This is a genomic window from Pseudomonas anuradhapurensis (assembly GCF_014269225.2).
GTDB classification, from domain to species: domain Bacteria; phylum Pseudomonadota; class Gammaproteobacteria; order Pseudomonadales; family Pseudomonadaceae; genus Aquipseudomonas; species Aquipseudomonas anuradhapurensis.
In genome coordinates this window covers 1,840,747-1,854,510 of the sequence record NZ_CP077097.1, presented here as the reverse complement: position 1 = coordinate 1,854,510, position 13,764 = coordinate 1,840,747, and the positions used below count along the sequence as shown (strand labels likewise).

General features: G+C 65.5%; 11 protein-coding genes, 1 tRNA gene and 1 pseudogene. 5 read left to right on the top strand and 8 right to left on the bottom strand.

Annotated elements, in window-relative coordinates; all coding sequences use genetic code 11:
- Positions 1-193: 193 nt before the first annotated feature.
- Positions 194-1,441 (top strand): glycosyltransferase family 4 protein, encoded by a 1,248-nt coding sequence (locus tag HU763_RS08610; protein WP_186690626.1) that lies wholly within the window; start codon positions 194-196, stop codon positions 1,439-1,441.
- Here the strand turns inward: HU763_RS08610 and HU763_RS08605 are convergent.
- Together HU763_RS08605 and moaB are read right to left on the bottom strand one after the other, a co-directional pair.
- Positions 1,430-2,656 carry a molybdopterin molybdotransferase MoeA gene (locus HU763_RS08605; RefSeq protein WP_186690625.1) on the bottom strand — a complete coding sequence of 409 codons (1,227 nt, stop codon included), beginning with the start codon at positions 2,654-2,656 and terminating at the stop codon, positions 1,430-1,432. The two genes, HU763_RS08610 and HU763_RS08605, sit on opposite strands and share 12 nt — an antisense overlap.
- Positions 2,640-3,179: a molybdenum cofactor biosynthesis protein B gene (gene moaB / locus HU763_RS08600; RefSeq protein WP_170029077.1), complete on the bottom strand. Its 540-nt coding sequence runs from the start codon at positions 3,177-3,179 to the stop codon at positions 2,640-2,642. Before moaB ends, HU763_RS08605 begins: the two co-directional genes overlap by 17 nt.
- Before the next feature lie 188 nt (positions 3,180-3,367).
- Here moaB and HU763_RS08595 point away from each other — a divergent pair, with 188 nt between their 5' ends.
- Positions 3,368-3,589 carry a YgdI/YgdR family lipoprotein gene (locus tag HU763_RS08595; protein WP_025338312.1) on the top strand — a complete coding sequence of 74 codons (222 nt, stop codon included), beginning with the start codon at positions 3,368-3,370 and terminating at the stop codon, positions 3,587-3,589.
- Positions 3,590-3,670: 81 nt separating this feature from the next.
- Positions 3,671-3,747 (top strand) — tRNA-Pro (locus HU763_RS08590).
- Between the two features lie 95 nt (positions 3,748-3,842).
- On the opposite strand, the gene HU763_RS25020 is transcribed toward HU763_RS08590, so the two are convergent.
- From HU763_RS25020 to HU763_RS08580, 3 genes and pseudogenes are all read right to left on the bottom strand, one after another.
- Complete coding sequence (locus HU763_RS25020; RefSeq protein ID WP_420831051.1) at positions 3,843-4,547, bottom strand: methyl-accepting chemotaxis protein; 705 nt, start codon at positions 4,545-4,547, stop codon at positions 3,843-3,845.
- Positions 4,548-4,775: 228 nt separating this feature from the next.
- Positions 4,776-4,886, bottom strand: a pseudogene (locus HU763_RS25015) (hypothetical protein); the annotation flags it as partial.
- Between the two features lie 741 nt (positions 4,887-5,627).
- Positions 5,628-7,391 carry an ABC transporter transmembrane domain-containing protein gene (locus HU763_RS08580; RefSeq protein WP_186690624.1) on the bottom strand — a complete coding sequence of 588 codons (1,764 nt, stop codon included), beginning with the start codon at positions 7,389-7,391 and terminating at the stop codon, positions 5,628-5,630.
- 212 nt (positions 7,392-7,603) lie between these two features.
- Here HU763_RS08580 and HU763_RS08575 point away from each other — a divergent pair, with 212 nt between their 5' ends.
- A complete protein-coding gene (locus HU763_RS08575) occupies positions 7,604-7,777 on the top strand; it encodes a PA1571 family protein (RefSeq protein WP_170029074.1) in 174 nt (57 codons plus the stop codon).
- Positions 7,778-7,913: 136 nt separating this feature from the next.
- Here the strand turns inward: HU763_RS08575 and pdxB are convergent, their stop codons facing one another.
- From pdxB to rlmM, 3 genes are all read right to left on the bottom strand, one after another.
- Positions 7,914-9,056, bottom strand: coding sequence for a 4-phosphoerythronate dehydrogenase PdxB (gene pdxB, locus HU763_RS08570; RefSeq protein ID WP_170029073.1), 1,143 nt, complete (start codon positions 9,054-9,056; stop codon positions 7,914-7,916).
- Between the two features lie 60 nt (positions 9,057-9,116).
- Entirely contained in the window at positions 9,117-9,359 is a 243-nt protein-coding gene (tusA, locus tag HU763_RS08565) for a sulfurtransferase TusA (RefSeq protein WP_170029072.1), read from the bottom strand.
- A 314-nt stretch (positions 9,360-9,673) separates the two neighbouring features.
- Positions 9,674-10,738 carry a 23S rRNA (cytidine(2498)-2'-O)-methyltransferase RlmM gene (gene rlmM, locus HU763_RS08560; protein WP_186690635.1) on the bottom strand — a complete coding sequence of 355 codons (1,065 nt, stop codon included), beginning with the start codon at positions 10,736-10,738 and terminating at the stop codon, positions 9,674-9,676.
- 220 nt (positions 10,739-10,958) lie between these two features.
- On the opposite strand from rlmM, the gene acnA reads away from it, so the two are divergent.
- Positions 10,959-13,700, top strand: a complete 2,742-nt coding sequence (gene acnA, locus HU763_RS08555) for an aconitate hydratase AcnA (RefSeq protein WP_186690637.1) — start codon at positions 10,959-10,961, stop codon at positions 13,698-13,700.
- The last annotated feature ends 64 nt before the right edge of the window (positions 13,701-13,764 follow it).

Genomic DNA, 13,764 nt, shown 5'->3' with positions numbered 1-13,764 from the left:
GGCTATGCTTGGCTGATGCATCGACAAGTTTTTGACCCGAGCAGGGAGTCTTTCCAGGCCAGTCAGCCTATTGACGCCTGTTTGCCCGGGCCTGCCTCAACCCTGGCCAAGGACGCGCCCCACCGGCAGTGGTGTGCACGCCTGCCGACGCGCGTGCCTTGTCAACCGTGACCTTCAGCGAGGACTCCGGGTCATGCGCATTCTCTGGACGCTGCCTTACCTGCCCTGGCCGACCACCAGCGGCAGCAAGACCCGGCAATACCATCTACTGCGCGCACTGGCCCAGCGCGGCCACCGGATCACCCTGCTGGTGCAATCGAAAATTCCTCTCGACGAGGCGGCCCGCGAGGTCCTGGAGCCGTTGCTCGAACGCCTGATCGTACTGCCCCGCCGGCCCTTGCACAGCCCGCTCAACCTGCTGGCCTCGCCCATCCTCGACTACCCCATGCGGGCGATCATCAATGGCCTGGCGCCCCGCCTGCGGCACCGCTTCGAGCAATTGCTGGACGAGCCGTGGGACGTGATCCAGATCGAGCACAGCTACAGTTTCCAGCCCTTCGAAAAGGCCCTGCAGACCCGCAGGCTGCCGTATATGCTCAGCGAACACACCCTGGAGTCGCTGACAGGCGGTGCCAACCACGACCGCCTGCCGCTGTGGCTGCGCCCGTTCAATGCCTTCGACCGGTGGCGCTACCGGCGCTGGGAACAGCGGGTACTGCGCCAGCCCACCGAACTGGTGGCGGTCAGCAGCCACGACGCCGAGTTGATCGCGCAGGCCAGCGGGCGCCCGGTGAACGTGGTGGTCAATGGCGTGGACTGCGATTTCTACCAGTTCGTGGAACCGGCGCTGCACAGCCAGCGCCTGCTGTTCGTTGGCAACTTCGAGTGCGGCGCCAACCTGGAGGCAATCGAATGGGCGCTGGAAGACATCCTGCCACAAGTGTGGATGAGCAATCCGGCGGTGCGCCTGGCCATCGCCGGGCATGCCATGCCGGCCAGCTGGAAGCTGCACTGGAACGACCCGCGCATCGAATGGCTGGGCTATTGCCCGGACCTGCGTGAGCTGCAGCGGCGCTCGGCACTGTTCTTTGCGCCGCTGCGTTATGCCGGTGGCTCCAAGGTAAAGATACTCGAAGCGATGGCCGCCGGCTTGCCGGTCATCACCACTGGCAAAGGCGTTTCCGGCCTGGCGGCGAACAACGGCGAGCATTACCTGGGCAGTGACGACGGCGACCAGCTGGCCTTGTTGATCACACAGCTGCTCAACCAGCCCTGGCGCATGAGCCAGCTGGGCGCTGCCGGGCGCCAGTTCGCCCGCCAGCGCCATGATTGGCGGGTGGCTGCCCAGCAATTGGAGAATGTACACATGCGCCTGGCCCAGGCGGCAGCGGCCGAGGCCGCGCCGCTGCCCAGCGCCTGGCTGGGCCGGTCAGCCAAGTAGCTCGCTGAATGGGATGAACGGCACGCAGTCACCCTGCTTCGGCGTGCTGCCTTCGCGCACCTCCACCAACCCTTCGGCCCAGGCCGCACTGCGCAGCACGCCAGAGCTCTGGTTCTTGTAGATGCGCACCTGGCCCTGCTCGATGCGGGCACGCAGGTATTCGCGACGGGTGCCGGGCTTGGGCCAGTCGAAGCCTGCCGGCATGTCGAAACGTAGCGGCGTGACGTCGGCCACGCCCTGGCGCCGCAACAGATACGGCCGGGCCAGCAGGCCAAACGTGACCAGGGTCGACGCCGGGTTGCCAGGCAGGCCGATCACCGGCACACCCTGGTAGTGGCCGAAGGTCAACGGTTTGCCCGGCTTGATTGCCAGCTTCCACAAGGCCAGCTCGCCCGCTTCGCGCAGGGCGGCACCGAGGTAGTCGGCTTCGCCCACCGAAACGCCGCCCGTGGACAGGATCAGGTCGACAGCGACCAGCTCGGCCAGGCAGGCGCGGGTTCGCGCCAGGTCATCCGGCAGGATACCCGCATCGACCACCTCGCAGCCCAGCCGCTGCAACCAGCTGACCAGCAGCTGGCGGTTGCTGTTGTAGATCTGCCCCGGCCCCAGCGGCAGGCCGGGCTCGACCAGTTCGTCGCCCGTGGACAGCACTGCCACCCGCACCTTGCGCACCACCTGCAGGCGGTCGTAACCGAGGCTTGCGGCCAGGCCCAGCTCGATCGGCCCCAGCCGGGTGCCGGCATTCATCACCTGCTCGCCCTTGCGGGTTTCCTGGCCTTGGGGACGAATGTTCTGCCCGGCTTTCAACGGTTCGAGGAAGCGGACCCGGCCCTGTTCCACGTCGGCGGTGTTTTCCTGCATCTCGACGCAGTCGGCGCCGTCAGGGAGCGGCGCGCCGGTGAAGATCCGTGCACAGGTGCCGGGTTGCAGCGGTTGCGGCGCATGGCCAGCGAAGATCCGCTGGCTGACCGGCAGCGGCTCGCCCTGCCAGTCGGCCAGGCGCAGGGCATAACCGTCCATGGCGCTGTTCGGCCAAGGCGGCAGGTCGAGCGGGGCCAGCAGAGCGCTGGCCAGCACACGGCCCTCGGCCTCCGCCAGCGGCAGGCTCTCGGAGTCGCCGATCGGGGCGGCCTCGGCCAATGCCAGCAGTTGCGCCAGGGCCTGTTCCACCGGCATCAGCGGCCGGGCCTGGTGGACCTCAGCCACGGCTGTCACAGGCCGCAGCCTGCTTCAGGTGCGCGACGAAGTTGCACGGGCGATGGCGGGCATCCAGCTGCTCCGCGAGGATACCGTCCCAGCCGGTGCGCACCGCATTGGTCGACCCCGGCAGGCAGCACACCAGGGTGCCGTTGGCCAGCCCGGCGAGGGCGCGCGACTGCACGGTGGAGGTGCCGATATCGGCCACGGAAATCTGCCGGAACAGCTCGCCAAAGCCTTCCACCTGCTTGTCCAGCAGGCACGCCACGGCCTCTGGCGTGCTGTCACGCCCGGTGAAGCCGGTGCCGCCGGTAATCAGCACCACTTGCACGTTGTCATCGGCAATCCAGGTGGCAACCTGCGCACGGATCTTGTACAGGTCGTCTTTCAGCAGCACACGCTCGGCCAAGCGGTGGCCGGCTGCATTCAGGCGGTCAACGAACAGCTGGCCGGAGGTATCGGTGTCGAAGGTACGGGTGTCGCTGACCGTGAGCACGGCGATGTTCAGCGGCACGAAGGGGGTATCTGCCTTGGCTTTCATGGACGTCCGTCACAACAAGATGGGATGGCCGCAGTTATAACACAGCGCGCCCCCATCACAGCGTGACACCCGTGGCTGTTGCGCTTGGTCAATGCCTTGGCTGAGCGGCTATGCTGCACTGTAGAAGGAACTTGCGCGGACGCGCTGCGTCTTAATGTCATCTAGCACCATCGCACTGGAGAAACACGATGATTCAACGGACCCTACCCGCCTTCCTGCTCGCCCTGGGCCTGGGCGCCCTGGCAGGCTGCGCATCGCCAACCGTCATTACCCTGAACGACGGTCGCGAAATCCAGGCCACCGACACCCCAAAATTCGATGAAGACTCCGGCTTCTACGAATTCGAGCAACTGGATGGCAAGCGCACGCGCCTGAACAAGGACCAGATTCGCACCGTGAAAGAGCTCTGATTGCAGCATGCTTTTTTGCAAACGCCCTTTTAACAACAAGGGGTTGCGTGCAAAAACAGGATGCAGTAGGATTTCCTTCATCGGAGTGTAGCGCAGCCAGGTAGCGCGTCTCGTTCGGGACGAGAAGGCCGCAGGTTCGAATCCTGTCTCTCCGACCAAATCCTGATCAAAAAGCCCGCCATTGTGCGGGCTTTTTGTTGCATCCGAGAAAGGGTCCCCGCTTCTGCAGGGACCGCATGAACGCTGGAACGCCTCAAGCAGTGAGGCGTGAGGTGACCTCACCCAGTTGCCCCGACAAGCCATGCAGGCGCTGCCCGGCTTGTTCGGTATGCTGCACCGCCTCCTGGTTGGCCGTGGCGATGCGGGTGATCTCGATCAGGTTGCGCGAGATGTCTTCGGCCACGCTGGTCTGCTCCTCGGCCGCCGTGGCGATCTGCCGGTTCATGTCGCGGATAGCCTCTACTGCCAGGGTGATGCGCTGCAGCATCTGCCCGGCCTGCTGCACCTGCGCGGCGCCCTCCTCGCTGCGCTGCTGGCCGCTTTCGATGGCCTTGACCGCTTCCACTGCCCCGGACTGCACCGCTTCGATGATCTGCTGAATCTCGGCAATCGACGCCGCCGTGCGCTGGGCGAGGCTGCGCACTTCATCGGCGACCACGGCAAAGCCACGACCGGCCTCGCCAGCGCGAGCCGCCTCGATGGCCGCGTTGAGCGCCAGCAGGTTGGTCTGTTCGGCTATGCCACGGATCACTTCGAGGACTTTGCCAATGCGCGTGCTGTCATGCTCCAGGTCGCGAATCACCGCCGCCGTGCCGGCAATCTCGCGGTTGACCACGCCGATGATGTCGATGGTCTGCTGCATCACCTGCTCGCCTGCCTGGGCACTGTGGTCGGCATCGTCCGCGGCGCGGGCCGCCTCAGCGGCGTGGCGTGCGACTTCCTGGGCGGTGGCAGACATCTCGTGCATGGCCGTGGCCACCTGGTCAGTGCGCTGGAACTGGTCGTGGGTGCCACGGGCCATGTCGCCAGCGATGTTGCGCAGCTGGCCGCTGGCACCCTCCAGCTCCTGGGCGTTGTCCTGCAGGCGGCCGACGGTATCGGCGAGGAAATCGCGCAAGGTGTTGGCCGCCCGCGCCAGGCGCCCCAGTTCATCCTCGCGGCGGCTGTCTACCCGCGCCGCAAAGCGGCCCTGGCTGAGCTGTGCGACATAGTCGATCAACTGGCGGATCGGCTCGATCAGGCTGCGGTTGACCAGCCACAGGCTGAACAGCCCCACCAGTACCGCCGAGGCGAGCATCACCAACAGGCCCAGCCATACCGTGCGTTCGGCGCCGGCGCTGAGGCTGGCGGCGCGCTGGCGGGCATCGCCCCGCAGTTGCTCGACCAGCTCGCTCATCTGCTCGCTGGCGGCACGGTCCACGCCCTTGACCGCCTGGTCGCCGGCAACCGGGTCGCCCCCCGCCGCCAGGAACGCCTGGCGGCCCTGCGCATAGGCCTGGCCAAGCTGCCGGTGGCTGTCGCGCAGTTGCTGCAGCGGTGCCTTGAGACGCGCGTCGCTGCTTTCGATCAATTGCCCGAGCAGTTGCTGCACCTGCTGCTCGCGGGCCTGGAACTGCTGCCAGTACTTGTCCATGTCAGCGGTTTGGCGCCCGCGCAACAGCACGTTCTTCCATTCCTGCACCTGGATCTTGAACTGCAGGTTGGCTTCGTCGATCAATTGCGAGGCCCGCAGCGGCCCGTCCACCAGCTCGGCATAGCCACGCACGCTGGACGAGAGGACCTGGAAGCACACCAGGGCGATCAGCAGCATGGCCAACAGGCTGCCACCGAGCAGCGAGAGAATTTGCACTCTGAGTGATTTACGCAACATCTTGGATCTCGGAAACCAGGGGGAAGGCTGGGGCCGACGACGCAGCCCCGGTTACTGGCAGGCCAAAAAAAGGCTGCCATCAAGCAATGGCAGCCAGGTCAAGCGCGCAACAGTTGAGACAGATACTCTCAGGCAAATACTACAGAAATGTTACAAAGCCACGACAAGCTAGCCGGTGGTGAACTGCAAGGCTGCCAAGCGCGCATAAAGCGGGCTGGTTTCGATCAACTGGCGATGCGTGCCTATCGCCACCAGCCGGCCCTTGTCGATGACGGCGATACGGTCGGCATGCTGTACCGTGGCCAGGCGATGAGCAATCACCACGGTGGTGCGCCCGGCCATCAGGCTGGGCAGTGCCTGCTGGATCAAGTGTTCACTCTGCGCGTCGAGGGCGCTGGTGGCTTCGTCCAGCAACAGGATCGGCGCATCGACCAGCAACGCCCGGGCGATGGCCAGGCGTTGCCGCTGGCCGCCAGACAGGCCGATGCCCCCCTCGCCCAGCGGGGTCTGGTAACCCTGGGGCAGTTGCCGGATGAACGCATCGGCATGAGCACCACGGGCCGCCGCCTCGACCTCGGCCAAGGTGGCCTCGGGCCGCCCATAGCGGATATTGGCCTCGACCGTGCCGCGGAACAGCGCGGGGGATTGCGCCACCAGGGCGAACTGCCGGCGCAATTGCTCGGGGTCCAGTTCGGTAATCGCCTCGCCGTCGAGCAGGATGCGCCCTTGCTGCGGGTCGTAGAAGCGCAGCAACAGATCGAACAAGGTCGACTTGCCCGCCCCCGAAGGGCCCACCAGCGCTACGGTCTGCCCCGGCTCGATGGTCAGGCTGAGGCCATCGACAGCCGCGACCGAGGGCCGTGACGGATAGGCGAACAGCAGTTCCTGCAGCTCGATACGCCCACTGGCCCGTTGCTGTGGCAGCACCCGCGCCACACTGGGCGCCAGGATCGCCGTGCGTGCCGCCAGCAGTTCGGCAATGCGCTCGGCTGCGCCGGCCGCACGCTGCAGCTCGCCGATCACTTCACTGAGGGTGCCGAAGGCACTGCCGACCAGCAGGCTGTAGAACACGAAGGCGGCCAGTTCGCCCGCCGAGATTCGCCCGGCGATCACATCCATGCCGCCGACCCACAACATCACTCCCACCGCGCCGAGCACCAGCACGATCACCAGGGTGATCAGCCAGGCACGCTGGGCAATGCGTTGCCGCGCCACGGCGAACGCCGCCTCGACTGCGCCTGCGAACAACTTGCGGTCATGTGCCTGGTGGTTGTAGGCCTGCACGGTCTTGATCTGGCCGAGGGTCTCGGCTACGTAACTGCCCACGTCGGCTACACGGTCCTGGCTCTGCCGCGACAGGCGGCGTACCCGGCGGCCGAACAGCAGGATCGGCGCCAGCACCAGCGGCAGGGCCACGACCACGATGCTGGTGAGCTTGGGGTTGGTGATGAACAGCAACACCACACCGCCGATGACCATCAGCGCGTTGCGCAGGAACATCGACAGCGACGAACCGATTACCGACTGCAGCAAGGTGGTGTCGGCGGTCAGCCGCGACTGGATCTCGGAGCTGCGGTTGTCTTCGAAAAAGCCGGGGTGCAGGCCGATCAGGTGGTCGAACACAGCCCGTCGGATATCGGCCACGCAGCGCTCGCCGATCCATGACACCAGGTAGAAGCGGCTGAAGGTACCCACCGCCAGGGCCAGCACCAGCAGCAGGAACAGGCCGATGGTCTGGTTGAGCTGGTGTGTGGAGCGGGTCATGAAGCCTTGGTCGACCAGCAGGCGGATGCCCTGCCCCATGGACAAGGTAATGGCAGCCGTGACCACCAGGGCCAGCAACGCCAGCAGCATCTGTCGACGGTATGGACGGAGGAACTGCCAACCCAGGCGCAAGGCGCGGCGTTGACGCGGGGAAACCGATTCAGGCATGGCGGCGACCACAAGAGCGGGGAAACCGCAGCCTACCACTCATCGGCGCCCAGGGAACCCTTGCAGGTCGCTATAGCCTATCGGTCTAACCAGACGCTGGAGCTTTGTCGCCGTTTCTGCTGGAGTATTTCTGCCGGGACGCGGCGGTAGGTTTCACAGGCCAGTCACGGCGCAGGGTTACCCTGAGCTTGAACCTGATAAGGAGGCACTACATGAGTTTGCAGCATGGCAGCGACAACCAGAAGCCCCGCCCCATCCCGCCCACGCAGGTGTGCGGCTCGATCATCGACGCCCAGGGGCGCGAGGTACCGATTACCGAGCAGATGATCCAGCAGGCCTGCAAGGCCTTGGAACAAAGCCGGGTCGAGCGCGTACGCAAAGGTTGATCGGCGAATCCCTTGTAACCCGGCGCTCGCGCCGGGTTTTTATTTGCCTGAATCCTGCACTGGCCTCTTCGCGGGTGAACCCGCTCCCACAGGGACCGCACAGCTGCCCAGCGCAGTGGCAGCGGTCAACAGGCTGTCAAACCAGCACCCCACCCAAGGCACTCACCAGTTGCGCCAACTGCGGCGACTCACCGCGCAAGCGCACCGCCAGGCCTTCGATCTCGCGCCGTGGCGGGTACTGTTTGCGCAACTGATCGAATGCCGCGCGCTGCTGCTGCGGGTCGTCGCTGAGGCTGCGGCGGAAATCGGCATCGTCACGGCGCGGGTCGTATACGGCGCGGCACAGGGTGGCCAAGGCCCAGGCGGGGTCGGCATCGGCGTCCAGCTCGATCTGTGCCAGCGGCGGGCGTGGCAGCAGGTCGGCCAGTTGCACCTGTGCCTCCACGCCGAGGAAGCGGCACAGCGCCTGGTAGATCTGCGCCGTGCCACGCTGGCGACCGTCGAGGCTATAGCCAGCAATGTGCGGTGAGGCCAGGGTGCACAGGTCGGCCAGTTGTAGGTCGACTTGTGGCTCGCCCTCCCACACGTCCAGCACCGCATGCACGTCTTCACGGTCGAGCAGCAGTTCGCGCAGGGCGCTGTTGTCCACCACCGGGCCGCGGCTGGCATTGATCAACCAGGCGCCGGGGCGCAGTTGTGCCAGCTGTGCCTGGCCCAGCAAGTGCCAGGTCGGGTGCTCGCCGCCGCGCTGCAAGGGCGTATGCAGGCTGATCACATCGCATTGTTGCAGGAGGGTATCGAGGCTGACGTAGTCGCCGCCTTCGGCGGCCTGGCGCAACGGGTCACACACCAGCACCTTCCAGCCCAGGCCGTGCAGTACCCGCACCAGGCGCCCGCCTACCTCACCAGCACCCACCACGCCATACACCCGCTCGGGCAATGCGACGCCATCCAGTTCGGCCAGGGTCAGCAGGCTCCCCAGCACGTAATCCACCACGCCACGGGCATTGCAGCCCGGCGCGCTGCTCCAGCGAATGCCAGCCTCGGCAAAGTAGTCGAGGTCGAGGTGGTCGGTGCCGATGGTGCAGGTGCCGACAAAGCGCACGCGGCTGCCTTCGAGCAACTGGCGATCGACCTTGGTCACCGAGCGCACCAGCAGGATGTCGGCGTCCTTGACGCTGGCGGCATCGAGGCTTCGGCCCGGATAACGGCGGATTTCGCCGAAGCCCTGGAAGAAGGCATCGAGCAGCGGGATGTTCTCGTCGGCAACTATCAGCATGGCGCTCTCCTGTCTGGGGAACGCAGTGTAGGCGCAACGCGGGGCGTGTTCCAGAGCGCTTCAGTCGGCTTTCTTGCGAATCCAGTACAGGAAGGTGCCGGCGTCTTCCTGCTGCTGCAGCAGTTCGTGGCCGAGGAAGTTGCAGAACTTGGGGATATCGCGACGGGTCGAGGGGTCGGTGGCGATGACCTTGAGCAGGCCGCCAGCGGCGAGGTCACGTACGTGCTGGTGCAGCATCATCACCGGTTCCGGGCAGTTCAGGCCGGTGGCGTCGAGGATGGCGTCGGGGGTGAATTCGGTCATGGGGGGCTCCGCAAATGATGCGCTATTGTCGCGCATAGCGCGACGCGGTCCAAGCACCACACGCCCCACTCGCTCTTCTTGCTCTTGATCTTGATCTTGATCTTGATCTTGATCTTCGCGACTTCAGGAGGCCGAACGCAGGCCTTGCGGAGGGAGGTGACGGGCATGGATGCCCGTCAAGCGCTGAGGCCCCATGGATGGGGCCTGCAGCGCGTCCTCCCGGGAGCAAGGCCGGAGTGAGGCCTCCTGAAGTCGCAATCGGCGGCGCCTGCACTACCGCGCGCTTAAAAGCAACGGCAATTACCGGGCCGTGCTCAACGCGGTTTCAAGTCCATTCGACGCAGGTGGCAAGTCACTTCCTCTCGGTCATGGTACAGCTGCTTGCAGGCAATCGACACCTTGATCTTGCGTGCCTTGAATGTCGCCTCCATGCGCTCGAGCAGCCGCCGCACCTCGGCATAGCGCTGCTTCATCGGCAATTTCAGGTTGACCACCGCTTCGCGGCACAAGCCCTCGCCCAGCCAGGTCTCGATCAGCGCGGTAGTGCGCGCCGGCTTCTCGACAATGTCGCATACCATCCAGTCTACCGGCTGCTTCGGCTGCCAGGTAAAACCATCGGCCATCAGGTGCTGAACCAACCCGGTATCCATCAGGCTTTCAGCCATCGGCCCGTTGTCGATGGCCGTCACCAGCATGCCCCGACGCACCAGCTGGTAGGTCCAGCCGCCCGGCGAGGCCCCCAGGTCGACACCGGTCATGTCGTCACCCAGGCGCTGCGCCCATTGCTCGCGCGGGATGAACTGGTGCCAGGCCTCTTCCAGCTTGAGCGTCGAGCGGCTGGGAGCTTCGCGAGGAAATTTCAGGCGCGGGATGCCCATGGGCCACAGCGCGCTGTTGTTGGCCGGGGCAACGCCGACGAACACTCGCCGGCCACTGATGAACGTAAGCAGCAGGCGCGGACGGCTGGCATCGTCGACCAGGCGACCGGCCTTTTCCAGCGCCTTGCGCAGCGGTACCTCGAACTTGCGGCAGAACGTGGACAGTTCCTTGCCTTCGTTGCTGTCCAGCACCTCCAGCCACAGGCTGCCGAACACCGGTAACCCCGCCAGGTGCGCCAGCAGCACACTGATGCGGTCGTTCTCCGGCAACTCGACATAACCGCCACGGGCCCATTGCCGCGGGAAAATCAGCTGATTGAAGCGCATTTCCCCCATCAAGCGCTCGGCACCGCCCTCCTCGCTGCAGACAAACTCGGCACTGGCACTGTGCGGCTTGCCTTTGGCATAGCCGGCAATGCCCAGGCGGGCGGCATGTTCGCTGATTTCGGCGCACACCTCGCCCTCGAAACCGGGCCGGCAATGCATGAACAGGGTATTCATCTCTCACTCCACTACGGCGGGCGCCACAGGCGCCGGCAGGGCGGCGATGATAAAGGAAGATCGGAACCTGCGACATGCCCCGCCGGTCCAGAAAAGGGTCAGGTGGCGCAAAGCGGTCTAACCTGACTTTTCAGCCAGGTCCGTAGCGTGCGGACCGATACAGAGCGGTGCCCCCGGCAACCCTGAGTCGTACCGGGCACCGGCGCAGAAGGAGTTGGCAATGCCCTCGCTCGATAGCCTGAACACACTCAAGCCCCTCAAGGTCGGCGACCAGACCTACCACTACTACAGCCTCACCGAAGCCGCCCGACAGCTGGGCGACCTGCAGCGCCTGCCCATGTCGCTGAAGGTGCTGCTGGAAAACCTGCTGCGCTGGGAGGACGGCAAGACCGTTACCGGTGACGACCTGCGTGCCCTCGCCCAATGGCTGGTTGAGCGGCGCTCCGACCGTGAGATCCAGTACCGCCCGGCACGGGTACTGATGCAGGACTTCACCGGCGTACCGGCCGTGGTCGACCTGGCCGCCATGCGCGCTGCCATGGCCAAGGCCGGTGGCGACCCGCAGCGGATCAACCCGCTGTCGCCGGTGGACCTGGTGATCGACCATTCGGTGATGGTCGACCGCTATGGCACACCACAAGCCTTCAGCGAGAACGTCGACATCGAAATGCAGCGCAACGGCGAACGCTACGCGTTCCTGCGCTGGGGCCAGAGCGCCTTCGACAACTTCCGCGTGGTACCCCCAGGTACCGGAATCTGCCACCAGGTCAACCTGGAATACCTGGGCCGCACCGTCTGGACCCGTGAAGCCGATGGCCGCACCTACGCCTTCCCGGACACCCTGGTCGGTACCGATTCGCACACCACCATGATCAATGGCCTGGGCGTGCTCGGCTGGGGCGTGGGCGGCATCGAAGCGGAGGCGGCCATGCTCGGCCAGCCGGTGTCGATGCTAATTCCGGAAGTGATCGGCTTCAAGCTGACCGGCAAGCTGCGCGAAGGCATCACCGCCACCGACCTGGTGCTGACGGTGACGCAGATGCTGCGCAAGAAAGGCGTAGTGGGCAAGTTCGTCGAGTTCTATGGCGATGGCCTGGCCGAGCTGCCCCTGGCCGACCGCGCAACCATCGCCAACATGGCCCCGGAATACGGCGCCACCTGCGGTTTCTTCCCGGTCGACCAGGTGACCCTGGACTACCTGCGCCTGTCAGGCCGCCCCGAGGCGACCGTGCAACTGGTCGAGCAGTACTGCAAAACCCAGGGTTTGTGGCGAATGCCAGGGCAGGAACCGCTGTTCAGTGACAGCCTGGCGCTGGACATGCACGAGGTCGAGGCCAGCCTGGCCGGGCCCAAGCGGCCGCAGGACCGCGTGGCCCTGGGCCAGGTGCGCCAGGCCTTCGACCACTTCATCGAACTGCAACCCAAACCCCTGGCCAAGGAAGTCGGCCGCCTGGAAAGCGAAGGTGGCGGCGGCGTGGCGGTGGGCAACGCCGACCAGGCAGGAGAAATCGACTACAGCCATCAAGGCCAGACCCATACCCTGCGCGATGGCGCGGTGGTGATCGCTGCGATCACCTCCTGCACCAACACCTCCAACCCCAGCGTGATGATGGCCGCCGGGCTGGTGGCGAAAAAGGCCCTGGAAAAAGGCCTGCAACGCAAACCCTGGGTCAAGAGCTCGCTGGCACCGGGCTCCAAGGTCGTCACCGACTACTTCAAAGCCGCCGGGCTCAGCACTTACCTCGACCAGTTGGGCTTCGACCTGGTCGGCTATGGCTGCACCACCTGCATCGGCAACTCCGGTCCGCTGGATGACGCGATCGAAAAGGCCATCGGCAGCGCCGACCTCACCGTAGCCTCGGTGTTGTCGGGCAACCGCAACTTCGAAGGCCGCGTGCACCCGCTGGTGAAGACCAACTGGCTGGCATCGCCACCGCTGGTCGTGGCCTACGCCTTGGCCGGCACGGTGCGCCTGGACCTGACCTGCGACCCGCTGGGTATCGGCAACGACGGCCAACCGGTGTACCTGCGCGACATCTGGCCCAGCCAGCAGGAAATTGCCGCTGCCGTGGCCAAGGTCGACACGGCGATGTTCCACAAGGAATACGCCGAAGTGTTCGCCGGCGATGCGCAGTGGCAGGCGATCGAGGTACCGCAGGCGGCCACCTACGTGTGGCAGGCCGACTCGACCTACATCCAGCACCCGCCATTCTTCGATGACATCGGCGGGCCACCCCCGCAGGTCACCGACATCCGCGGCGCGCGGATACTGGCGTTGCTCGGCGACTCGGTGACCACCGACCACATTTCCCCGGCAGGCAACATCAAGGCCGACAGCCCGGCCGGGCGCTACCTGCGTGCCCAAGGCGTGGAGCCACGTGACTTCAACTCCTATGGCTCGCGGCGTGGCAACCACGAAGTAATGATGCGCGGGACCTTCGCCAACATCCGTATCCGCAACGAAATGCTCGCGGGCGAGGAAGGCGGCAACACCTTGCATGTGCCCAGCGACGAGAAACTGTCGATCTACGACGCCGCCATGCGCTACCAGCAGGCAGGCACCCCGCTGGTGGTGATCGCCGGGCAGGAGTACGGCACCGGCTCGAGCCGCGACTGGGCGGCCAAAGGCACCAACCTGCTGGGAGTCAAGGCGGTGCTGGCAGAAAGCTTCGAACGCATTCACCGCTCAAACCTGGTGGGCATGGGCGTGCTGCCGCTGCAGTTCAAGGCCGGGCACAACCGCAAGCAACTGGGGCTGACCGGCAAGGAACAGATCGACGTCCTGGGCCTGACCGGTGCGGAGCTCCACCCAGGCATGAGCCTGCCCTTGCGCATCACCCGCGAAGACGGGCAACAGGAACAGATCGAGGTGCTGTGCCGGATCGATACCTTGAACGAGGTGGAGTATTTCAAGGCCGGGGGAATCCTGCATTACGTGTTGCGTCAATTGATCGCGGGCTGAACCGGGTATGCTTGGGCCGCTGTAGGAGCGGCCTTGTGTCGCGATGGGGCGCATAGCGCCCCCA